Annotated in this window: 22 protein-coding genes; 13 read left to right on the forward strand and 9 right to left on the reverse strand. The window is 65.3% G+C overall.

What is annotated here, in order from left to right:
• Nucleotides 1-131: 131 nt before the first annotated feature.
• Genes hemW through rph form a run of 3 tightly spaced genes read right to left on the reverse strand, consistent with a single transcriptional unit; the run spans nt 132 to nt 2,636 of the window.
• The gene (gene hemW, locus AKN84_RS29620) at nt 132-1,289 is read right to left on the reverse strand and encodes a radical SAM family heme chaperone HemW (RefSeq protein ID WP_050424059.1); all 1,158 of its coding nucleotides are present in this window, start codon (nt 1,287-1,289) and stop codon (nt 132-134) included.
• Nucleotides 1,276-1,911, reverse strand: a complete 636-nt coding sequence (rdgB, locus tag AKN84_RS29625; protein WP_050424060.1) for an RdgB/HAM1 family non-canonical purine NTP pyrophosphatase — start codon at nt 1,909-1,911, stop codon at nt 1,276-1,278. Before rdgB ends, hemW begins: the two co-directional genes overlap by 14 nt.
• Before the next feature lie 11 nt (nt 1,912-1,922).
• Nucleotides 1,923-2,636 carry a ribonuclease PH gene (gene rph / locus AKN84_RS29630; protein WP_021078183.1) on the reverse strand — a complete coding sequence of 238 codons (714 nt, stop codon included), beginning with the start codon at nt 2,634-2,636 and terminating at the stop codon, nt 1,923-1,925.
• A gap of 194 nt (nt 2,637-2,830) precedes the next feature.
• On the opposite strand from rph, the gene hrcA reads away from it, so the two are divergent.
• Together hrcA and grpE are read left to right on the forward strand one after the other, a co-directional pair.
• Entirely contained in the window at nt 2,831-3,919 is a 1,089-nt protein-coding gene (gene hrcA / locus AKN84_RS29635; protein ID WP_016841498.1) for a heat-inducible transcriptional repressor HrcA, read from the forward strand.
• A 164-nt stretch (nt 3,920-4,083) separates the two neighbouring features.
• A complete protein-coding gene (gene grpE / locus AKN84_RS29640) occupies nt 4,084-4,689 on the forward strand; it encodes a nucleotide exchange factor GrpE (RefSeq protein ID WP_050424061.1) in 606 nt (201 codons plus the stop codon).
• Nucleotides 4,690-4,728: 39 nt separating this feature from the next.
• On the opposite strand, the gene AKN84_RS29645 is transcribed toward grpE, so the two are convergent.
• The 4 genes from AKN84_RS29645 to AKN84_RS29660 form a co-directional block, all read right to left on the reverse strand.
• Nucleotides 4,729-5,154 (reverse strand): VOC family protein, encoded by a 426-nt coding sequence (locus AKN84_RS29645; protein ID WP_050424062.1) that lies wholly within the window; start codon nt 5,152-5,154, stop codon nt 4,729-4,731.
• Between the two features lie 67 nt (nt 5,155-5,221).
• Nucleotides 5,222-6,064 carry a helix-turn-helix domain-containing protein gene (locus AKN84_RS29650; protein WP_050424063.1) on the reverse strand — a complete coding sequence of 281 codons (843 nt, stop codon included), beginning with the start codon at nt 6,062-6,064 and terminating at the stop codon, nt 5,222-5,224.
• A 24-nt stretch (nt 6,065-6,088) separates the two neighbouring features.
• On the reverse strand, nt 6,089-6,799 hold the full coding sequence (pncA, locus tag AKN84_RS29655) for a bifunctional nicotinamidase/pyrazinamidase (RefSeq protein ID WP_050424064.1): 711 nt from the start codon (nt 6,797-6,799) through the stop codon (nt 6,089-6,091).
• A gap of 99 nt (nt 6,800-6,898) precedes the next feature.
• Complete coding sequence (locus tag AKN84_RS29660) at nt 6,899-7,834, reverse strand: hypothetical protein (RefSeq protein ID WP_050424065.1); 936 nt, start codon at nt 7,832-7,834, stop codon at nt 6,899-6,901.
• Nucleotides 7,835-8,401: 567 nt separating this feature from the next.
• Here AKN84_RS29660 and dnaK point away from each other — a divergent pair.
• From dnaK to AKN84_RS29700, 8 genes are all read left to right on the forward strand, one after another.
• Nucleotides 8,402-10,303, forward strand: a complete 1,902-nt coding sequence (gene dnaK / locus AKN84_RS29665; RefSeq protein WP_050424066.1) for a molecular chaperone DnaK — start codon at nt 8,402-8,404, stop codon at nt 10,301-10,303.
• A 182-nt stretch (nt 10,304-10,485) separates the two neighbouring features.
• Complete coding sequence (gene dnaJ / locus AKN84_RS29670) at nt 10,486-11,616, forward strand: molecular chaperone DnaJ (RefSeq protein ID WP_050424067.1); 1,131 nt, start codon at nt 10,486-10,488, stop codon at nt 11,614-11,616.
• Between the two features lie 100 nt (nt 11,617-11,716).
• On the forward strand, nt 11,717-12,319 hold the full coding sequence (locus AKN84_RS29675; protein ID WP_050424068.1) for a class I SAM-dependent methyltransferase: 603 nt from the start codon (nt 11,717-11,719) through the stop codon (nt 12,317-12,319).
• A 48-nt stretch (nt 12,320-12,367) separates the two neighbouring features.
• Nucleotides 12,368-12,946, forward strand: coding sequence for an NADPH-dependent FMN reductase (locus AKN84_RS29680; RefSeq protein WP_050424069.1), 579 nt, complete (start codon nt 12,368-12,370; stop codon nt 12,944-12,946).
• 6 nt (nt 12,947-12,952) lie between these two features.
• Nucleotides 12,953-13,675 (forward strand): orotidine-5'-phosphate decarboxylase, encoded by a 723-nt coding sequence (gene pyrF / locus AKN84_RS29685; protein WP_050424070.1) that lies wholly within the window; start codon nt 12,953-12,955, stop codon nt 13,673-13,675.
• A 23-nt stretch (nt 13,676-13,698) separates the two neighbouring features.
• A complete protein-coding gene (locus AKN84_RS29690; RefSeq protein ID WP_050424071.1) occupies nt 13,699-14,001 on the forward strand; it encodes a DUF1330 domain-containing protein in 303 nt (100 codons plus the stop codon).
• Nucleotides 14,002-14,067: 66 nt separating this feature from the next.
• Nucleotides 14,068-14,880, forward strand: coding sequence for a 4-hydroxy-tetrahydrodipicolinate reductase (gene dapB / locus AKN84_RS29695; RefSeq protein WP_050424072.1), 813 nt, complete (start codon nt 14,068-14,070; stop codon nt 14,878-14,880).
• A 48-nt stretch (nt 14,881-14,928) separates the two neighbouring features.
• Nucleotides 14,929-15,552 (forward strand): 2,3-bisphosphoglycerate-dependent phosphoglycerate mutase, encoded by a 624-nt coding sequence (locus AKN84_RS29700; protein WP_050424073.1) that lies wholly within the window; start codon nt 14,929-14,931, stop codon nt 15,550-15,552.
• 251 nt (nt 15,553-15,803) lie between these two features.
• Here the strand turns inward: AKN84_RS29700 and AKN84_RS29705 are convergent, their stop codons facing one another.
• Both AKN84_RS29705 and AKN84_RS29710 read right to left on the reverse strand, forming a co-directional pair.
• Entirely contained in the window at nt 15,804-16,700 is an 897-nt protein-coding gene (locus AKN84_RS29705) for a methylated-DNA--[protein]-cysteine S-methyltransferase (protein ID WP_050424074.1), read from the reverse strand.
• Between the two features lie 57 nt (nt 16,701-16,757).
• The gene (locus AKN84_RS29710; RefSeq protein ID WP_050424075.1) at nt 16,758-17,303 is read right to left on the reverse strand and encodes a DUF2244 domain-containing protein; all 546 of its coding nucleotides are present in this window, start codon (nt 17,301-17,303) and stop codon (nt 16,758-16,760) included.
• Nucleotides 17,304-17,325: 22 nt separating this feature from the next.
• On the opposite strand from AKN84_RS29710, the gene nth reads away from it, so the two are divergent.
• The 3 genes from nth (at nt 17,326) to AKN84_RS29725 (ending at nt 20,959) form a co-directional block, all read left to right on the forward strand.
• Nucleotides 17,326-18,123, forward strand: coding sequence for an endonuclease III (nth, locus tag AKN84_RS29715; protein ID WP_050424110.1), 798 nt, complete (start codon nt 17,326-17,328; stop codon nt 18,121-18,123).
• 66 nt (nt 18,124-18,189) lie between these two features.
• Nucleotides 18,190-19,341 (forward strand): HlyD family secretion protein, encoded by a 1,152-nt coding sequence (locus tag AKN84_RS29720; RefSeq protein WP_430649943.1) that lies wholly within the window; start codon nt 18,190-18,192, stop codon nt 19,339-19,341.
• The gene (locus tag AKN84_RS29725) at nt 19,328-20,959 is read left to right on the forward strand and encodes an MFS transporter (RefSeq protein WP_050424077.1); all 1,632 of its coding nucleotides are present in this window, start codon (nt 19,328-19,330) and stop codon (nt 20,957-20,959) included. The genes AKN84_RS29720 and AKN84_RS29725 overlap by 14 nt, the downstream gene beginning before the upstream one ends.
• The last annotated feature ends 27 nt before the right edge of the window (nt 20,960-20,986 follow it).

Here is a 20,986-nt window from a genome sequence, read left to right on the forward strand (position 1 = left end):
CAATCCGGGTGAGGGCTCTTGCTATCTCGATAGACCGTCACCCCTCACCCGATTTGCTGCGCAAATCGACCTCTCCCAAGGGAGAGGTGAACTTTCGACGCCGTTCCAGCTCAACCTAATCTCATCAGGCTTTAGGCCGCGAGATCCGCGACGACGGCGTCGAGCACCGGGAATCCCGACTTGGTCACACGCAGCCGTCCGTCGGCATCGACGGCGATTGCGCCTTCCTCCCGCAGCATCGCGATCCGGTGCGGATCGAGCTTTCGGCCGGAGAGTTGCGCATAGCGCTTGGGATCGATGCCCTCGGCGAGCCGCAGCCCCATCAGCAGAAATTCGTCGGCGCGCTCTTCGCTGTTGAGACTGTCATCGGTGACGACGCCGTGGCCGCGCTCCTCGACGTTCAGCAGCCAGGCCTCGGGACGTCGCTCGGTCGCGGTCGCATGCCTGATACCATCGATGTCGAGCCGGCCATGCGCGCCGGGGCCGATGCCGGCATATTCCTCGCCGCGCCAATAGACGAGATTGTGCTTGCACTCCGCCCCAGTGCGGGCGTGGTTGGAGATCTCATACGCCGGCAATCCCTCGCGCGCGCAGACCTCCTGCGTCACGTCGTAGAGCGCGCGCGCGGTCGCTTCATCCGGGGTCTGCAATTTGCCGGCGGCATGCAGCCCGAAGAACGGCGTGCCTTCCTCGATCGTGAGCTGATAGAGCGACAGATGCTCGGCCGCTTCCGAGATCGCCTGCTTCAATTCATCGGCCCACATCCGCGGCGTCTGGTCGGGGCGGGCATAGATCAGATCGAACGAGTAACGGTCGAACGCGGAGCGTGCGATCGCAACCGCGTCGAGCGCCTCGCGCGCGGTGTGCAGACGGCCCAATGCCTTCAGCGACGCATCATCCAGCGCCTGCACCCCGAGCGAGACGCGGTTGACGCCGGCTGTGCGATAGCCGCGAAAGCGCGTCGCCTCGACGCTGGTCGGGTTGGCCTCGAGCGTGACCTCGACATCACGCGAGACCTGCCAGTGCTTGCCGATCGCATCGAGCACGGCGCCGACGGTCTGCGGCTGCATCAGCGACGGCGTGCCGCCGCCGAGGAAGATCGAGGAGACCTCGCGTCCCGGGACGCGCGCCGCCGTGGTCTCGATCTCGCGGGCGAACGCGCGCACAAAGCGGGCCTCATCGACCGGCGCATGCCGCACGTGGCTGTTGAAGTCGCAATACGGGCATTTCGACAGGCAGAACGGCCAGTGCACGTAGACGCCGAAAGCTTCTCGTTCAGCGTGGCTCAAGGCAGGTCTCCGCGAGCTTCACGAAGGCGCGGGCGCGATGCGACAGGCCGAGCCCGAGCGGCGGCAGGCCGTGCTTCTCGATGCTGCTCATCTCGCCAAAGGTCCGCGTGTACCCATCGGGCAGGAAAGCCGGATCATAGCCGAAGCCGGCGGTGCCGCGCGGCGGCCAAACCAGGGTTCCATCGACCCGGGCCTCAACCTCTTCGAGGTGATCGTCGGGCCAGGCCACACACAGCGCGGAGACGAAATGCGCCTTGCGCCGCTCCGGCGCGGTGGCGCCGCGCTCCTGCAGCAGCCGCTCGATCCGCGTCATCGCCGCCATGAAGTCCTTGCCTTCGCCGGCCCAGCGCGCCGAATAGATCCCCGGCGCGCCGTCGAGCGCGTCGACTACGAGGCCGGAATCGTCGGCGAAAGCCGGCAGTCCGGTCGCCTTTGCCGCGGCGATCGCCTTGATCGCCGCATTGGTGCGAAAGCTGTCGCCGGTCTCCTCGGGTTCGGCCAGATCGAGCTCGCCGGCCGACACCGCCTCCACGCCATGCGGCGCCAGCAGTTCCCGCATCTCGGCAAGCTTGCCGGGATTATGGGTGGCGATGACGAGCCTTCCGGTGATTCGGCGATGCATGACCAATCAGACTACGCGACCGCGATCTTTTGCAAGTCGACCAGACGCGCGACACCTTTGCGCGCCAGCGCCATCAGGGCCAAAAATTCGTCCTGCGAGAACGGCGTCTTCTCGGCGGTGCCCTGCACCTCGATGATGCGGCCGTCGCCGGTCATGACGAAATTGGCGTCGGTGTCGGCCTCGGAATCCTCGGCATAGTCGAGATCGAGCACCGGCGTGCCCTGATAGATGCCGCAGGAGATCGCCGCCACATTATCGCGCAACACGTTGGTCTTCAGCATGTTGCGGGTCTTCATCCAGTTGATGCAGTCGGCCAGCGCCACCCAGGCACCGGTGATCGAGGCGGTGCGGGTGCCGCCATCGGCCTGGATCACGTCGCAATCGACCGTGATCTGGCGCTCGCCGAGCGCTTCGAGATCGACGGCGGCGCGCAGCGAGCGGCCGATCAGCCGCTGGATCTCGACCGTGCGGCCGCCCTGCTTGCCGGCGGAGGCCTCGCGGCGGGTGCGTTCCAGGGTGGCGCGCGGCAGCATGCCGTATTCGGCGGTGACCCAGCCGCGGCCCTGGCCCTTCAGCCACGGCGGCAGGCGCTCTTCCAGCGTCGCGGTCACCAGCACATGGGTGTCGCCGAACTTCACCATGCAGGAACCCTCGGCGTATTTGACCACGCCGCGTTCCAGCGACACGGGGCGCAGTTCATCGGGCGCACGGCGGCTTGGCCGCATGAAATCCTCCAAAAATCCGACAGATATGGCTGGGCGTGCTTGTAGGAGGGGCAGGGGGCAGCGGCAAGGGCTTTGGCAAGGGTTTTGGCGAGGGTTTTCGGCCCCGGATTGGTCCGGTACCAGAGGATCGAATGCATGCTTGTCACCGGCCCTCCGGATCGACAAATTAGGCAGTAATTGTGAGGGACTGGAGTGTGACTCACCACGATCCGATCGGCCTGATTGCCCCGCATGCCGGGCTCGCCCAGCTCAACGAGCGCTCACGCGACATCTTTCGTCAAATCGTCGAAAGCTATCTCGCGACCGGCGAGCCAGTCGGCTCGCGCAACATCTCGCGCCTGATCGCATTACCGCTGTCGCCGGCCTCGGTCCGCAATGTGATGTCGGATCTCGAGCAGCTCGGCCTGATCTACGCGCCGCACACCTCGGCCGGCCGGCTGCCGACCGAGCTCGGCCTGCGTTTCTTCGTCGACGCCCTGATGCAGGTCGGCGACCTCACCGAGGCCGAGCGCCAGTCGATCCAGACCCAGCTTGCCGCCGTCGGCCGTGCGCAATCCGTCGAGGCGGCACTTGGCGAAGCGTTGACGCGGCTGTCGGGGCTGACCCGTGCCGCGGCTGTGGTGCTGACGCAGAAATCGAATGCGCGGCTGAAGCACATCGAATTCGTGCGGCTGGAGCCGGAGAAGGCGCTGGTCGTGCTGGTCGGCGAAGACGGCCAGGTTGAAAACCGGGTGCTGGCGCTGCCGCCCGGCGTTCCGTCCTCGGCCCTGACCGAGGCAACCAATTTCCTCAATGCGCGGATCCGCGGCCGGACGCTGGCCGAAGCGCGGCTCGAGCTCGAGACGGCATTGACGCAAAATCGCGCCGAGCTCGACCAGCTCACGCAGAAGGTCGTCGCGGCCGGCATCGCGAGCTGGTCCGGCGGCGAGAACGAGGACCGCCAGCTGATCGTGCGCGGTCATGCCAACCTACTCGAGGATCTGCATGCGCTCGACGATCTCGAGCGGATCAAGTCGCTGTTCGACGATCTCGAGACCAAGCGCGGCGTGATCGACCTGCTCGGCCGCGCCGAGCGCGGCGAGGGCGTGCGGATCTTCATCGGCTCGGAAAACAAGCTGTTTTCGCTGTCGGGTTCCTCGACCATCATCGCGCCCTACGGCGACGCCCAGGGCCGGATCGTCGGCGTGCTCGGCGTGATCGGGCCGACCCGGCTGAATTATGCACGGGTGATCCCGACCGTCGATTATGCAGCGCGTATCGTCAGCAAGATGCTGGGCGGCTGACCGGAGCGGATTTCGCCTTCATTTGACGAGTTTTCTTCACCCGAACCGGAGATCCCTGTTCCCGAAGCCGGTATGTTGCGCTTGATTTTCGCCGCCTAAAGCACGATATCCCGGCAAGCAATCCCCAAGATTTGAACCGACGCGAGTTTTCGAGAAGGCAAGCCATGACCGATCCGAACCGGGCCAATGACAACACCGAGAATTCGGCGCCGACGGGTGAGCCCGTGGTCTCGAAGCCCTACATCATGCCTGACGATCCCGAGGTGGGATCGGTCGAGGCGCTGACCAAGGAGCTCGCGGAGGCGAAGGACCGCACGCTGCGCACGCTGGCCGAGATGGAGAACCTCCGCCAGCGCACCCGCCGCGAGGTTGCCGACGCCAAGACCTACGGCATCACCGGCTTCGCCCGCGACGTGCTCGATATCGCCGACAATCTGCAGCGCGCACTCGACGCCGTGCCGGCCGAGACCAAGGAAGCCGCCGATCCCGGCCTGAAGGCGCTGATCGAAGGTGTCGAGCTGACCGAGCGGTCGCTGCTCAACGCGCTGGAGAAGAACGGCGTCAAGAAGTTCGATCCGATTGGCGAGAAGTTCGACCCGAACTTCCAGCAGGCGATGTTCGAGGTGCCTGACGCCTCGGTGCCGTCGGGCACGGTGGTGCAGGTGGTGCAGGCCGGCTACATGATCGGCGAGCGCATCCTGCGTCCGGCGCTGGTCGGTGTCTCCAAGGGCGGCGCCAAGGCTGCGCCGAGCGCCGACATCACGGTCTGATCCGTCCAATCCGCGAACCTAAGCGCGCTGTCGTGGTTTTCACGGCAGCGGCTTCTCATGCGCCTTCGGCCAATAGGTGCCGAAACTCCAGAGATTTCCTTCCGGGTCCCGGCAGGCGAAATCACGGCTGCCGTATTCGGTGTCGCGCAGTTCCATTTCGATTTTGGCACCCGCAGCCCTCGCCTTCGCATGCAGGGCGTCGGGATCGTCGACGGCGATATAGATCGAATCGGTGCGGCGGCCGCTGAGGCCTCCGACCAGTCTGCCATAGGCATCGTCGCGAGCCTGACCCAGCATCAGCAGCGAGGAACCGTAGGCCAGCTCGGCATGGTGGATCACGCCGCCGTTGCGATAGACGACGTGCTCGGTGAATCCGATCACCGTTTTGAGCCAGGCCATCATCGCCGCGGTGTCCTTGCAGCGCAGGGTTGGGTAGATACGGGGCGGTTCGATCTCGTGCGTCATTGTCGTGGCCTCCTTGGCTGATGGCGCCACTCTGCACGAGACAATCCGGCTTCGGCTTGAATGTTTGTTACCAGTCCTCGGCACGAACCAGCCGGCCGTCGGTCAGCGCCTGGCGACGTGCCCAGGCGGTCGGCGGTTCCCCTGCGAACGCGACGAACTCGCGGGCGAGATGGGCCTGGTCGGCATAGCCGCTTTCCGCTGCGATCCCCGCCCAGCCGAGCCTGGATCCGCTTTGCGCAAGCCGGCTCGCCCGATGAAACCGCATCATGCGCGCCAGCGATTTGGGCGCGAGGCCGAGCTCGGATCGAAACCGGTCGACCAGATGCTTGCGGCTCCAGCCGATCTCGCCGGCGAGTGCCGTGATGCTGATGGCACCGGCCGAGCGCGCCAGTCTTCGATAGGCGAACGTGACTTCGCCAGACGGCGTGTGGCCGGCGCGGCGAAGCACGAAGTCCTCGATCAGGTCGAAGCGGCGCTGCCAGCAGGCCTCGGCGCCGAGGCGCTCGCGCAGCCAATGGCCATCGCGGCCGAGCACGTCCTCGAGTTCGATCATGCGCCCGGTCAGCTCGGTCACGGCGCCGCCGAAGAAGCTGTAGGCGCCAAGCGGGGTGAAATCCACTTGCACGCAGGCGGCGTGGCCATCGGACTCGATGTAGACCGGTCCCGCGTAGAGGCCGGCAGCAAAGCTGTGCTGGCGGTCGATCGCTTGCGGCTCCCGCCCGAGCGCGATCAGGAACGGGGTGCCGAAGCTGATGATCAGCGGAACGATCAGCGGCGCGGTCTGCCGCTGCGCGAACCGGCCGGACGCGGTCTCGCGATAGCCGGTCATCGCGGCAATCAGCCCCGCAGTGCGCAGCGACGGGCCGCGCTGCACGAACTCAAATGCGACGGGTGCCGCGAACTCTGCCATGCAGTCCTCGCAGGAGGCGGAGGCTTACCCGATATCCGAGGACTGGATGCGCTTGACGCCGGCCTTGTCCATGTCGGCCCAGGCCTTGGCGAGGGATCCTTGGGTGTCGATGCCGCGGCACGCGTCTTCCACCACATAGGTCTCGAAGCCGGCCTTGCGCGCATCGAGCGCGGTCCACGCCACGCAGAAATCGGTGGCGAGCCCGGCCACGAAAACCCGCTCGACATTGCGCGCCTTCAGGTAGGCGGCAAGCCCGGTGGTGGTCTTGCCGTCGGCTTCGGTGAAGGCGGAGTAGCTGTCGACGTCCTTGTGAAAACCCTTGCGGATGATCAGCTCGGCCTGCGGGATCGCGAGGTCCTTCGACAGCCCTGCGCCGTCAGTGCCCTGCACACAGTGATCGGGCCACAGCACCTGCTTGCCGTAGGCGAGGTCGATGACCTCGAACGGCTTCTTGCCTGCATGGACCGAGGCAAAGGAGATGTGACCTGGCGAGTGCCAGTCCTGCGTCATCACCACATTGGCGAAGCTCTTGGCGATCTTGTTGATGACAGGCACGACCTGCTCGCCATCCTTCACCGCGAGGCTGCCGCCGGGCAGGAAACAGTTCTGGACGTCGATCACGAGCAGCGCGGAGCCGTCGTCGGGCTTGATGGTGGCGGCCCAGAGACTTCTTGGAACCAGGGTCGCAAGCGCCAGCGTACCAAGGCCTGCAACGATCCGTCGTCGATCCAACATCGCGCCCCTCCTCGCTTTGCGTGATACAGCGCGAGGAGGCTAGTTCCGTTCGGCGAACGACGAAAGTGGGATTTTTCCGACCGGGCTGCGAACGGCTGGTCAGCCGCGCGGCTGGATGCCGTCCCGCACCGCGCGGAAGCGCGGGAAGGCCTTCTCCCAATCGGTGCGCGGCGAGCTGCCGATGACCCGCACCGACGTCTGCGCGCCGAACCGCAGCCACTGCACGATGGTCACCGGGGTATTGTCCTTGCCGCTGACGGCGTCGATCCGGGTCTCGAAGCCGGGCTGGCCGTCGATCCGGATCGGTTCGGACATGGTGATCCGCCCGTCGCGCACGCCGGGGATCGTGGTCGCGATCTGCTGGGCAAAGCGGCCACGGTCGTCGGGCGTGGCGGGGGCCGAGCCGATGACGCCAAGCAGCATGAAGGGCTTGGTCTCGAGGACCTTGTCGTCGCCGTCGGCCATCAGCAGCGCTGCGCCCGGCGCCAGCATGCGGATGTTCTTGAAGCTGCCGAGCTCGGTGACCTTGAACGGCATCATGGCGAGCTGCTCGTCGACCGGCACCTCGTTGCGAATCTGGGCCGAGGCGAACATCTGCCGGACCGCGTCGTCGGTGTAGATCTTGCTCGCGTTCTCCGGCACCTGCACCGCGACATAGCCGGAGAAGGTCGGCCCCGGCAGGATCATGGAATAGCGCCGCACATTGCTGGCGCCGTCGCGCGCGCTCTCTACGGTGTAGTAGGCGAGGCCGGCCGGCGTCTCGAGGCTCTCGGGCTTGATGTTTCCGGTGCCGGCCGGGTTGGCCTTGAAGGCGGTCACGACCTCGTTGTAGGCGTCCGCGGGCAGGTCGGCGATCAGGACCTTGACGCCCTGATCCTCGGTCTCGAAGCCGATGAACGATTTGGCGCGGACGAGGCCCACCAGCGGTTTCATCCCGACATGCGCGCCCGGCGGAAACACCACGTCGGCGGCAAAGCCACGACAGGTGGCGGCAATCAGCAAGGCAACCGCAACGAGAACTCGAAAAGGCGTCATGGGGGATCTACCGGTTTTGCTTGGTGGCCGCGCAACGGGGCCGGTGCAGGGCTGGATGGCCTCTTTCAGTCGGACCGCTTTTAGCGGTTTTGATGACCCTGCAACAGGCCGCCAACTCTCCGCTCCGGGCCCGCAGGCTCGATTCCGTGGGCTTTTCGCCCCGATTGGCTGGCACTTTCCAGTTTCCCGACGTTTCCAACGAACGGCCGCCAGCGGCCAAACAGCGCGCCCACGACCCGTGCGCCGCTCTCGCATACGACGTTTGTGAGCGTTCACTCAACAGCGCTGACGCCGTGCTGTGAACGTTCGCGGTCGGCGGCCGGCCCCATCATTGCCGATTTGTTAACCCGGATCGGGCTTGAACCGGCGCCGCAGTCGGGCTGACACAATCTTTCAAACGTCAGTCTTTTCAGGCTTCAACGTTGCGTCCAGTCCTTGCGGGCAGGACCCTCTGTCCTATATCAGGCTCACCGTCGCAATATCGCGAGTATGTGAACGTCTGGGGGTTCGGTACGGAGCGCCGTCAGGGCCCAACCAACCTGCCGTAGCAAAGAGGATATCAAAATCATGGGTAAGGTCATTGGGATCGACCTCGGCACCACGAATTCGTGCGTCGCCGTAATGGATGGCAAAAACGCCAAGGTGATCGAGAATGCCGAGGGCATGCGGACGACGCCGTCGATCGTTGCCTTCACCGACGACGGCGAGCGCCTCGTCGGACAGCCGGCGAAGCGCCAGGCGGTGACCAATCCCGAGCGTACGTTCTTTGCGGTGAAGCGCCTCATCGGCCGCCGCTATGACGACCCGATGGTCGAGAAGGACAAGAAGCTCGTTCCCTACAAGATCGTCAAAGCATCGAACGGCGACGCCTGGGTCGAAGCCGACGGCAAGACCTATTCGCCCTCGCAGGTCTCGGCCTTCATCCTGCAGAAGATGAAGGAGACCGCTGAGGCGCATCTCGGCCAGAAGGTCGATCAGGCCGTCATCACCGTTCCCGCCTATTTCAACGACGCGCAGCGTCAGGCCACCAAGGACGCCGGCAAGATCGCCGGCCTCGAAGTGCTGCGCATCATCAACGAGCCGACGGCTGCCGCGCTTGCCTACGGTCTCGACAAGTCGAAGTCCGGCACGATCGCCGTGTACGACCTCGGCGGCGGCACCTTCGACGTCTCGATCCTCGAGATCGGCGACGGCGTGTTCGAGGTGAAGTCGACCAACGGCGACACGTTCCTCGGTGGTGAAGACTTCGACATGCGCCTGGTCGGCTATCTCGCCGACGAGTTCCAGAAGGAGCAGGGCATCAACCTGCGCAACGACAAGCTCGCTTTGCAGCGCCTGAAGGAAGCCGCTGAAAAGGCCAAGATCGAGCTGTCGTCGACCACGCAGACCGAAATCAACCTGCCGTTCATCACGGCTGACCAGACCGGTCCGAAGCATCTGACGATGAAGCTGACCCGCGCCAAGTTCGAGGCGCTGGTGGCCGATCTCGTCGAGAAGACCATCGAGCCGTGCCGCAAGGCGCTGAAGGATGCCGGCCTGACTGCCGGCGAGATCGGCGAAGTGGTGCTGGTCGGCGGCATGACCCGCATGCCGAAGATCCAGGAAGTCGTGAAGCAGTTCTTCGGCAAGGAGCCGCACAAGGGCGTCAACCCCGACGAAGTCGTCGCGATCGGCGCTGCGATCCAGGCCGGCGTGCTGCAGGGCGACGTCAAGGACGTGCTGCTGCTCGACGTGACCCCGCTGTCGCTGGGCATCGAGACGCTGGGCGGCGTGTTCACCCGCATCATCGACCGCAACACCACGATCCCGACCAAGAAGAGCCAGGTGTTCTCGACCGCCGAAGACAATCAGGGCGCGGTCACCATCCGGGTCTTCCAGGGCGAGCGTGAAATGGCGGCCGACAACAAGATGCTCGGCCAGTTCGACCTGATGGGCATTCCGCCGGCTCCGCGCGGCATGCCGCAGATCGAGGTGACCTTCGACATCGACGCCAACGGCATCGTCAACGTCTCGGCCAAGGACAAGGCGACCGGCAAGGAACAGCAGATCCGGATCCAGGCATCCGGCGGTCTGTCCGAGGCCGACATCGACAAGATGGTCAAGGACGCCGAGGTCAACGCGGCCGAGGACAAGAAGCGCCGCGAGGCCGTCGACGCCAAGAACCATGCCGATGGCCTGGTTCATTCGACCGAGAAGGCGCTGGCCGAACACGGTTCGAAGATCGCCGACACCGAGCGCCGTGCGATCGAAGACGCCGTCAGTGACCTCAAGGAAGCGCTGAAGGGCGACGACGCCGAGGCGATCAAGGCCAAGACCAATACGCTGGCGCAGGCTTCGATGAAGCTCGGCGAGGCCATGTACAAGCAGCAGGCCGAGGCCGATGCGGCTAAGGACGCTGCGAAGGATGACGTTGTCGACGCGGAGTTCACCGAGGTCGACGACGACAAGAACAGCAAGAAGTCTGCTTAAGCGGATTTGCGATCATGACCCTCACACCAATGAGCACGCCAGGCGTCTCGGAGGAGTGGGGGTCATTTTTCTTTAAGGCGATCGCTGCATCTTCCAGACAGGCGCAATCCTTGACGCGATCCTTAGCGCAGTCTTTGGCGCAACCGTTGGTGATCGCGATGAACTTCGGACGGAATTGAAGGATGTCCACCAAGCGCTGCTATTACGAGACTCTCGAGGTCGATCGGAACGCGGACGAGACCAAGCTGAAATCGGCTTTCCGCAAGCTCGCGATGAAATGGCATCCGGACAAGAATCCGGGCGACGCCACCAGCGAAGTCCGGTTCAAGGAAATCAACGAAGCCTATGAGGTGCTGAAGGACGGCGACAAGCGCGCCGCCTATGACCGCTTCGGCCATGCCGCCTTCGAGCAGGGCATGGGGGGCGGTGGTCCCGGCTTCGGCGCAGGCTTCGCCTCCTCCTTCTCCGATATCTTCGAGGATCTGTTCGGCATGGCCGGACAGCGCCGCGGCGGTGGCGGCCGCGAGCGCGGCGCCGACCTGCGCTACAACATGGAGATCACGCTCGAGGAGGCCTTCCAGGGCAAGACCGCGCAGATCGAGATCCCGGTCTCGGTCACCTGCGAATCCTGCTCCGGCACCGGCGCCAAGGCCGGCACCAAGCCGAAGACCTGCTCGCATTGCGGCGGCGCCGGCCGGATCCGGCAGGCCCAGGGCTTCTTCACGCTGGAGCGGACCTGCCCCGGCTGTCAGGGTCGCGGTCAGATGATCGAGGACGCCTGCACCTCCTGCGCCGGTTCCGGCCGGGTGACGCGCGAGCGCACGCTGTCGGTCAACATTCCTCCGGGGGTCGAAGACGGCACCCGTATCCGGCTCGCCGGCGAAGGCGAGGCCGGCGTCCGCGGCGGACCGCCCGGCGACCTCTACATCTTCCTGTCGCTGACCACGCACCAGTTCTTCCAGCGCGACGGCGCCGACCTGCACTGCCGCGTGCCGATCTCGATGGTGACCGCAGCCCTCGGCGGCGAGTTCGAGGTGCCGACCATCGACAAGGGCAAGACCAAGGTGAAGGTGCCGGCCGGCACCCAGTCCAGCCGCCGATTCCGCATCGCATCAAAGGGTATGCCGGTGCTGCGCTCGCGCCAGACCGGCGACATGTATGTCCAGGTCGTGGTCGAAACGCCGCAGAATCTGACCAAGAAGCAGCAAGAATTGCTGATGGAGTTCGAAAAACTCTCGTCCGGCGCAACCCAGCCGGAGGCGGCGGGTTTCTTCTCTAAGGTCAAGGACTTCTTCGGAAACCGCTCCGTCTAGCCGCAGTCGTTACGCTTGACCGTAACGACTTCGATCTATACGTGTTTATGAACGTTTTCTGACAACCGCTCGATTGTGCGCGGTCCCGCCTGGTAGCGACATGCCTCTGCAATCGTCCGTGCGTGCGTCGAAGAAGCCCCTCCGTCTCGACGACGAGGTTCGTTTCCTCCGTTCATGGATGGAGAAGCCGCTGCATATGGGCGCGGTGATGCCGTCCGGTCGGCTGCTTGCGCGCACCATGGCGCAATATGTCGATCCCGAAGCCGAAGGGCCGGTCATCGAGCTTGGGCCCGGCACCGGGGCGATCACCAACGCGCTGATCGAGCACGGCGTCGATCAGAAGCGTCTCGTCCTGGTTGAGTACAATCCCGGCTTCTGCGCGTTGCTGCGCGAACGCTATCCGCAGGCCAAGGTGGTCCAGGGCGACGCCTACAGGCTTCGCGACACGCTGTGGGACGTCATGAAGTCTCCGGCCTCGGCCGTGGTCTCCGGCCTGCCGCTCGTCACCAAGCCGATGCTGACCCGCCTGAAGCTGATCCGCGACGCCTTCCTCGCGCTCGCGCCCGGCGCGCCCTTCGTCCAGTTCACCTATTCGGTGGCGCCCCCGATTCCGAAGTCGCTGCCGGGCGTGTCCACAGAGGCCTCCGAGCGGATCTGGATGAACCTTCCGCCCGCGCGGGTCTGGGTGTATCGCAAGGGCTGACCGCTCGGCGCAATCGTGCCGGGCACGCGCCCTAACCGCGATTGCAGAATGTCCGCGCTGAAAATCCTCGTGATCCCGGGATCGCTTCGATCAGGCTCGCTCAATGCGAAGCTGGCAGCCGTGCTGGCGCACGAGCTCGCGCTGCTGGGGGCCGACGTCACCCGCATTTCGCTCGGCGATTTTCCGCTGCCGATCTACGACGGCGACCTGCAGGCCAAATCGGGCGTGCCGCAGCACGCCGTCAATCTGAAGCGGATGATCGGCGCCCATCACGGCGTGCTGGTCGTGACGCCGGAATACAATTCCTCGGTGCCGGCGCTGGTGAAGAACACGATCGACTGGGTGAGCCGCGTGCAGGACCCGCACGAGGCCCGTGGCCAGGTGTTCCGCGAGCGCGTGTTCGCGATTTCAGCCGCATCCGGCAACCGGCTTGGCGGCACGCGCGCGCTGGCGGCGCTGCGCCTGATCCTGTCGGCGTGCCACGCCACCGTGATCCCGAACCAGCTCGCGCTGTCATTCGCCGAGCAAGCCTATGACGACATGGATCACCTGAAGCACCAGGCCGACATCGACACGATGCGCGCGCTGGTGCGGCAGCTGATCGACCATTCCCAACGCATGATGTGAGGTGACATGCAGCCAGCCAGGATCGCTCCAAGGATCGCCCCGAGAGACCGGTTGATCGTGGCGCTCGATGTGCCGTCGGTCGCTGTGGCCGAGGCGATGATCGACAGGCTCGGCGACAGCGTCACCTTCTACAAGATCGGCTATCAGCTCGGTTACGCCGGCGGTCTCACGCTGGCGAAGCAGCTTGCAGGGAGCGGCAAGAAGGTTTTCGTCGATCTCAAGCTGCATGACATCGGTAACACCGTTGCGCGCGGCGTCGAAAGCGTCGCCGCTCTCGGCGCGACCTTCCTCACCGTGCATGCCTATCCGCAGACCATGAAGGCAGCGGTCGAGGCCCGCGCCGGCTCCGGCCTGAAGATTCTCGCGGTGACGGTGCTGACATCCTATGACGATGCCGACCTGCACGCTGCGGGCTATCGCCTCAACGTCTCCGACCTCGTCGAGGCGCGCGCCAGGCAGGCGCAGGCGCTCGGTGTCGACGGCCTCGTCAGCTCGCCCGAGGAAGCCGCCGCCCTGCGCAAGATCGTCGGCGATCAGATGAACCTGGTGACCCCCGGCATCCGTCCCGCGGGCTCGGCGACCGGCGACCAGAAGCGCATCATGACGCCGGCCCGCGCCATTGCGGCCGGTGCCGACTATCTGGTGGTTGGACGTCCGGTGATGGAAGCCGCCGATCCGAAGGCCGCCGCCGAAGCCATTCACACCGAGATCGCCCAGGTGCTCGCCTGAACCAACAACAAGGGAGAACACAGATGGCGAAGGGATACTGGATCGGACGCGTCGACGTTCACAACGACGAGGGCTACAAGCCCTACGCGGTCGCCAACCTTGCGATCTTCAAGAAATTCGGCGGCCGCTACGTGGTCCGCGGCGGCCAGCTCAATTGCGTCGAGGGCCAGAGCCGCTCCCGCAACGTCGTGATCGAATTCCCCGACTACGCAACCGCGATGGCCTGCTACAATTCCCCGGAATACCAGGCCAACATCAAGGTGCGGCAGCCGCATTCGATCGCCGACCTCATCATCATCGAGGGCTATGACGGCCCGCAGCCCTGACCGGCGGCCGGCCGGTTCGGTTGCCGGAACTGCCATGGCTCGCTATATCGCGTGGAGAGGTGAGCCATGGCTGACATGCGTTTGATCGTTGCGGGTGCCGGCGGCCGGATGGGCCGTACGCTGACGCGGGTGATTTCCGAAACCCCGGGGGCGGTGCTGGTCGGCGCGCTGGAGGCGCCGGGCTCGGAACTGCTCGGCAAGGACGCCGGCGTGCTCGCCGGCCTTCCCGCCAATGACGTCAAACTGTCGGCCGATCTGTGGTCGATGTCGGCGGGCGCCGACGGCATCCTGGATTTCACCGTACCGGCCGCGACCATCGCCAATGTCGCGATCGCGGCCGAGCGCGGCCTCGTTCACGTCATCGGCACCACCGGCCTGTCGCCGTCCGACGACGCGGTGATCCGCAGCGTCACCGACCGCGCCATCGTGGTGAAGTCGGGCAATATGAGCCTCGGCGTCAATCTGCTCGCGGCGCTGGTCAAGCGCGTCGCGCAATCGCTCGACCAGAGCTTCGACATCGAAATTCTCGAGCTGCATCACAAGCAGAAGATCGATGCGCCGTCGGGCACCGCCTTGATGCTCGGCGAAGCCGCCGCCGCGGGGCGCAAGATCGCGCTCGATCAGCATTCGGCGCGCGGCCGCGATGGCCTCACCGGCGCGCGGCGTGCCGGCGACATCGGCTTTGCCTCGCTGCGCGGCGGCACCGCGGCCGGCGATCACAGCGTGATCTTTGCCGGCCCCTCGGAGCGCATCACGCTGTCGCATCATGCCGAGGACCGCGCGCTGTTCGCGCAGGGCGCGCTGAAGGCGGCGCTGTGGGCGCATGGCAAGAAGCCCGGCATGTATTCGATGACCGACGTTCTCGGGTTGAGTGACTGAGTCCGCTCGACGAGATCAAATCCAGCTCAAGCGAAAACGGAATCTGAAATGAGTGATCGACTTCTTGTGCTCGTTCGTCACGGTCAGAGCGAATGGAATCTGAAGAATCTGTTCACCGGGTGGAAGGACCCTGACCTCACCGAGCAGGGCATCCGTGAGGCCAAGGACGCCGGCCGCAAGCTGAAGGCGCAGGACCTGTCGTTCGACGTTGCCTTCACCTCCGATCTCACGCGCGCGCAGCACACGCTGAAGCTGATGCTGGAAGAGATCGGCCAGACCGGACTGCCGACCACGAAGGATCTCGCGCTCAACGAACGCGACTACGGCGATCTCTCCGGCCTCAACAAGGACGACGCCCGCAAGAAGTGGGGCGAGGATCAGGTGCTGATCTGGCGCCGCTCCTACGACGTTCCGCCGCCCGGCGGCGAAAGCCTGAAGGATACGCTGGCGCGTACGCTGCCCTATTACGTGCAGGAGATCCTGCCCGGCGTGCTGCGCGGCCAGCGCACGCTGATCGCCGCCCACGGCAATTCGCTGCGCGCGCTGATCATGGTGCTGGAGAAGCTTTCGCCGGAGCAGATCCTCAAGCGCGAACTCGCCACCGGCGCGCCGGTGGTCTATCGGCTCAACGCCGATTCCACCGTTGCGTCGAAGGTCGATCTCGCGGGCTAGAAGCGATCGAGATTGTCGTCCCGTCATCCTGAGGTGCGCGAAGCGCGTCTCGAAGGATGCACGGCCACCGGCCGGGCCGTCGACCCTTCGAGGCTCGCTTGCGCGAGCACCTCAGGGTGACGGTGAGGGACTGGAAGTCTGTCTATTGGCAATCAGACCGTAGGATGGGTAGAGCGCAGCGAAACCCATCATCTTCATTTCCGCTGCGTGATTGATGGGTTTCGCTGCGCTCTACCCATCCTACAATCGGATTAGTGCAAGCCCACTTGCCCGGCTTCCCAGCCCAGCATCGCCTGCTTGCGGGTGATGCCCCAGTGATAGCCGGTCAGCGCGCCGCTCTTGCCGAGGGCGCGATGGCAGGGCACCACGAACGACACAGGGTTGCGGCCGACCGCGGCGCCGACGGCGCGTGAGGCCTTCGGGCTGTTGATGTTGCAGGCGATGTCGGAATAGCTCACCGCGCGGCCCATCGGGATCTTGAGCAGCGTTTCCCACACCCGCACCTCGAAGTCGGTGCCGATCAAGACGACGCGCAGCGGCTGGTCTGCCCGCCACAACCTTGTATCGAACACGCGCTGCGCCAATGCGGTGGTGCCGTCGGTGTCCTCGACATAGGTTGCGTTCGGCCAGCGCCGCTTCATGTCGGCGAATGCGGTCTGTTCGTCACCGGGATCGGCGAAGGCAAGCCCCGCGAGCCCGCGGTCGGTTGCGATCACGATCGCGGTGCCGAACGGCGAAGCGTGGAAGCCGTAGCGCAGCGTCATGCCGCCGCCGCCGGTCTTCCATTCGCCCGGCGACATCGCCTCGTGCGCGACGAACAAATCGTGCAGCCGTCCCGGCCCCGAGAGGCCGGAGTCGAGCGCCGCATCGAGCACGCTGGCGGAATCGCGCAACAGGTTCTTGGCGTGGTCCAGCGTCAGCGCCTGCATGAAGGCCTTCGGCGTCAGCCCGGCCCAGCGGCGGAACAGGTGGTGCAGTTCATCCGGCGTGACGGCGGCGGCATCGGCCATCGATTCGATGGTCGGCTGCGTGCGCCAATGCTCCGAGATGAACGCGATGGCGCGCCGCACCGAGTCATAGTCGCGCAACGCGGCGTTCTGGAGGCCCGGCTTGGCCAGGCGCTGGTCATGTATGGCGAGTGTCATCATGGTGTCTGATTTAGGAGCCATGGCGCATCCAAACCACCCGATTTCCGACAACCGCGCTTAGGTGATGGGGTTGTAAGTGGGGCCGCGCTTGGCAGTGTTCAACGCGGCGGTCAAGGCTTTGGAAAAACTGGCCTTTTCGTCCGGGCTCAGGAAACTGCCGACGCTGACCCGGCGGCCACGGGACACCAAATAAAGCCGCTCGATGCCGAACTCCTCATGCGAGATCTGCTCGAACCGCACCCACAGCGGATTGAGCACCCATTCGGCCACGTGGCCGCGGTGGCTGATCCGGCGCACCCGCAGTTCCGACGGCGTGACGGTGATCTCCTCGCTCGCTTTGGCGGTTCGGAAATTGACCTTGAACGCCCAGTAGATCACCAGCACGTCGAGCCCGAAGAAGCCGAAGATCGGCCAGGCGCCCAGCCACCAGAACACCGCGCCGGCGATGAAGCTGATCACGGTGACGAGCGACATCAGCACGATGAAGCCGGTGCGGTTCAGCGAGCGATGCGGCGTCAGCAGCGCCGAGAACAGCTTTGGCTCGGCCTCGGTGCCGGTCGCCTCGGTATCTCTCGCTGGATCAAAATCGTTGCCTGCGGTCATGACGTGTCAGTATATCCCGTTCATGGCCAAAATCATCCGCTCTCAACGCGCCAGCGCGCCAAGCGTTCGGTCCGCGCCGAAGAAGAAGGCCGCGAAAGCGGCAAAGCCGCTGTCCAAACGCGCGGCCAAGAAGCCTGCTAAGCAGGCGCCGGCAAAGGCCGCCAAGAAGGTCGCAAAGCCGAAGCCGTGGACGGCGGAGGAGATCTACGAGGTCTTCGACCGGTTCCGCAAAGCCAATCCCGAGCCGAAGGGCGAGCTCGAGCACCTCAACCCGTACACACTGCTGGTTGCTGTGGTGCTGTCGGCGCAGGCGACCGACGCCGGCGTCAACAAGGCGACGCGGCCGCTGTTTGAGGTCGCCGACACGCCGGAGAAGATGGTTGAGCTCGGCGAAGACAAGGTGCGCGAGTACATCAAGACCATCGGGCTCTATCGCAACAAGGCCAGGAATGTCATCGCGCTCTCGGAGAAGCTGATCGCCGAATTCGGCAGCCAGGTGCCGCGCACTCGCACTGAGATCGAATCGCTGCCCGGCGCCGGCCGCAAGACGGCGAACGTCGTGCTCAACATGGCGTTCGGCGAACACACGATGGCGGTCGACACCCATGTGTTTCGCGTCGGCAATCGCACCGGGCTCGCGCCCGGCAAGACGCCGCTCGAGGTCGAGCTCGGATTGGAGAAGGTGATCCCGACGGAGTTCATGCTGCACGCCCATCACTGGCTGATCCTGCATGGCCGCTATACCTGCCTCGCCCGCGGCCCGCGTTGCGAAGTATGTCTGATCAATGATCTTTGCCGGTGGCCGGAAAAGACCGTCTGAGCCATGGTCGTCGTGGCGTGGTAATAGGCTCGCCCGGCGTTCCGGTGCGTGATCGAGGAGTGTAGCGTGACAGAGCAAGTTCAAGACGGTTCCTCACGCGTCACCCAGCCGGCTCTTGCTCCTGCGACAGCGCCAGGAGCACCGAAATCTGCGACCAAGGGTTTCTGGCGCCGCTTCACGATTCCGCTGTTTGCCGTGCTCGTTGCCCTCGCCTTCGTCGTTGTGGCGACCTCGCGTTGGAATGCGTGGATCGGCAACGCCACGATCCAGACCACCGATGATGCCTATGTGCGCGCCGAGCTCACCCAGCTCAGTAGCCGCGTCTCCGGCGAAGTGCTGACGGTCGCCGTCTCCGATTTCCAGCGCGTCAAGGCCGGCGATCTGCTGGTGCAGATCGATCCGGCCGATTACCAGGCGCAGGTCGCGCAGGCCGAGGCGGGCGTGGTCGGCGCGCAGGCCGCGCTCGACAACCTCAACAACCAGGTCGAGCTGCAATATGCGACCATCGCGCAGGCCGAAGCGTCGCGGCTGTCCGCGGAGTCGCAGGAGACTTTGGCGCGGCAGGAGGAAGAGCGTCAGCACTCGTTGTCGCAAACCGATGCCGGCACGTTGCAGCGCCTCGAACAAGCCACTGCGGCTTACGCCAAGTCGCAGGCCGACGTGCAGGCCAGCCGCGCGGTGATCGCCGCGCAGCGCCATCAGCTCGAGGTCCTGCAAGGCACCAAGAAGCAGCGCGCCGCCGATCTCGACGCCGCCAAGGCGCTGCTGGCATCGGCCAAGCTCAAGCTCGGCTACACCAGGATCGCCGCGCCGTTCGACGGCGTCACCGGCGAGCGCCAGGTGCAGCCGGGCGACTACGTCAACATCGGCACCAACCTGGTCAATGTCGTGCCGCTGCCGAACGTCTATGTGATCGCCAACTACAAGGAGACCCAGCTGACCAACGTCAGACCGGGCCAGCCGGTCGAGGTCACCGTGGATACATTCTCCGGCGAGAGGCTGCGCGGCGTCGTCGAGCGCATCGCGCCGGCGAGCGGATCGCAGTTCGCGTTGCTGCCGCCCGACAACGCCACCGGCAATTTCACCAAGGTGGTGCAGCGCATCCCGGTGCGGATCCAGTTCGACAAGGGCCAGCCGCTGCTCGAGCGCCTGCTGCCGGGCATGTCGGTGGTGACGCGGATCAACACCGGCGAGGCGGTCGCCAATGCCGGAAAATAATGACGACCATCACAGCGGTCCGGTCTCGCGCGGCGACGTCGCGCGCTATCCATTTTTCGCGGTCGTCGCGGTGTTGCTCGGCGCGTTCCTGGCGAATTTCGACAGCCGCCTGACCACGGTCGGGCTGCCCGATCTGCGCGGCGCGTTCTCGCTCACCTTCGACGAGGGCGCGTGGCTCTCGACCGCTGCGATCGGCTCGCAGATCTTCGTCGCGCCGGCGGTGGCTTGGCTTGCCACCGTGTTCGGCCTGCGGCGCGTGCTCGGCATTCCGAGCCTGGTCTACGCCGTGGTCTCGTTGACCATCCCGTTCGTGCGCGACTACACGGCGCTGATTGCGCTCAGCATCGCGCACGGCATGCTGCTCGGCACCTTCGTGCCGGCGACCTTGATGATCATCCTGCGCAATCTGCCGATCCGCTGGTGGATTCCAGGAATCGCGATGTATTCGATCCGGGTCGGCTTCGCGCTGGACTCGTCGAGCTCGCTGGTCGGCTTCTATGTCGAGCATCTCGGCTGGCAGTGGCTGTATTGGCAGGGCGTGGTGATCGCACCGCTGATGGGCCTGATGGTCTATCTCGGCACCCCGAACGAGCCGGTCAATCGCGACCTGCTGCACCACGCCGATTGGGGCGGCATGCTGCTGCTCGGCGCCGGTGTCGCGATGGTCTATGCCGGGCTCGACCAGGGCAACCGGCTGGACTGGCTGTCGTCAGGCACCGTGATGGCGCTGCTGATCGGAGGTGGCGCGCTGATCATCGCCTTCATGATCAACGAGATGGTCGCGCCCCGGCCATGGGCGCATTTCAACGTGCTGTTCTCGCGCAATATTGGGCTCTCGCTGATCGTCATCCTGCTGTACACGCTGACCAGCCTGTCGAATTCGTCGCTGGTGCCGAATTTCCTCGGCACCATCGCTGCGCTGCGGCCGGAGCAGTCCGGCGTGCTGCTGTTCACCTACGGCGCGCTCCCGATGTTCGTGCTGGTGCCGATCTCGATCCTGCTACTCCGCCATTTCGATCCGCGCATCGTCGTGGTGCTCGGCTTCGCGGCCTTCGCGGCCGCCAATCTCTGGGGCACGCAGCTGAGCCACATCTGGGCGCGCGAGGATTTCACAGGCATCGTCCTGCTGACGTCGGTCGGGCAGGCGTTCACGCTGCTGCCGATCATCATCATGGCGCTGTCCAATTCCGATCCGTCGCGGGCGACGGCGTTCGCTGCCTACATCCAGATCATGCGGCTCGGCGGCGCCGAGATCGGCGTGGCCCTGATGGGGACCTGGCTGCGCGTTCGCGAGCAGATCCATTCGAACTATCTCGGACAGCACGTCCAGAACGGCGACATCGACGTCGTGAATCTGCTGAAACGGTTGGCCGGTGAATTTTCCGGCCACGGCATCGGGACGGCGATGGGGCGGGCCGTCGGCACGCTGGCGGCGCTGGTGCAGCGCGAGGCCAACACGCTCGCTTACATTGACGGTTTCTGGCTGTGCTTCTGGCTTGCGATCGCAGCGCTGTTCCTCGTGGCCCTGATCACGCGCGCGCCCCAGGGTCCGCTGTCGCCGGTGCCGCTTGTCTTCGTGAAGAAGATGCTGCGCGGGTCGGGCACCGCCGCTTCCTGATTTGCGAAAGGCGTGGCGGGACACCGC

It is taken from the genome of Bradyrhizobium tropiciagri, from assembly GCF_001189845.1.
Lineage (GTDB): Bacteria > Pseudomonadota > Alphaproteobacteria > Rhizobiales > Xanthobacteraceae > Bradyrhizobium > Bradyrhizobium tropiciagri.

Coding starts and splice junctions, on each gene's coding strand:
- rdgB (WP_050424060.1), bottom strand. CDS start 1,911: ATGCATCGCCGAATCACCGGAAGGCTCGTCATCGCCACCCATAATCCC.
- rph (WP_021078183.1), bottom strand. CDS start 2,636: ATGCGGCCAAGCCGCCGTGCGCCCGATGAACTGCGCCCCGTGTCGCTG.
- grpE (WP_050424061.1), top strand. CDS start 4,084: ATGACCGATCCGAACCGGGCCAATGACAACACCGAGAATTCGGCGCCG.
- AKN84_RS29645 (WP_050424062.1), bottom strand. CDS start 5,154: ATGACGCACGAGATCGAACCGCCCCGTATCTACCCAACCCTGCGCTGC.
- AKN84_RS29650 (WP_050424063.1), bottom strand. CDS start 6,064: ATGGCAGAGTTCGCGGCACCCGTCGCATTTGAGTTCGTGCAGCGCGGC.
- pncA (WP_050424064.1), bottom strand. CDS start 6,799: ATGTTGGATCGACGACGGATCGTTGCAGGCCTTGGTACGCTGGCGCTT.
- AKN84_RS29660 (WP_050424065.1), bottom strand. CDS start 7,834: ATGACGCCTTTTCGAGTTCTCGTTGCGGTTGCCTTGCTGATTGCCGCC.
- dnaK (WP_050424066.1), top strand. CDS start 8,402: ATGGGTAAGGTCATTGGGATCGACCTCGGCACCACGAATTCGTGCGTC.
- dnaJ (WP_050424067.1), top strand. CDS start 10,486: ATGTCCACCAAGCGCTGCTATTACGAGACTCTCGAGGTCGATCGGAAC.
- AKN84_RS29675 (WP_050424068.1), top strand. CDS start 11,717: ATGCCTCTGCAATCGTCCGTGCGTGCGTCGAAGAAGCCCCTCCGTCTC.
- AKN84_RS29680 (WP_050424069.1), top strand. CDS start 12,368: ATGTCCGCGCTGAAAATCCTCGTGATCCCGGGATCGCTTCGATCAGGC.
- pyrF (WP_050424070.1), top strand. CDS start 12,953: ATGCAGCCAGCCAGGATCGCTCCAAGGATCGCCCCGAGAGACCGGTTG.
- AKN84_RS29690 (WP_050424071.1), top strand. CDS start 13,699: ATGGCGAAGGGATACTGGATCGGACGCGTCGACGTTCACAACGACGAG.
- dapB (WP_050424072.1), top strand. CDS start 14,068: ATGGCTGACATGCGTTTGATCGTTGCGGGTGCCGGCGGCCGGATGGGC.
- AKN84_RS29700 (WP_050424073.1), top strand. CDS start 14,929: ATGAGTGATCGACTTCTTGTGCTCGTTCGTCACGGTCAGAGCGAATGG.
- AKN84_RS29705 (WP_050424074.1), bottom strand. CDS start 16,700: ATGATGACACTCGCCATACATGACCAGCGCCTGGCCAAGCCGGGCCTC.
- AKN84_RS29710 (WP_050424075.1), bottom strand. CDS start 17,303: ATGACCGCAGGCAACGATTTTGATCCAGCGAGAGATACCGAGGCGACC.
- nth (WP_050424110.1), top strand. CDS start 17,326: ATGGCCAAAATCATCCGCTCTCAACGCGCCAGCGCGCCAAGCGTTCGG.
- AKN84_RS29725 (WP_050424077.1), top strand. CDS start 19,328: ATGCCGGAAAATAATGACGACCATCACAGCGGTCCGGTCTCGCGCGGC.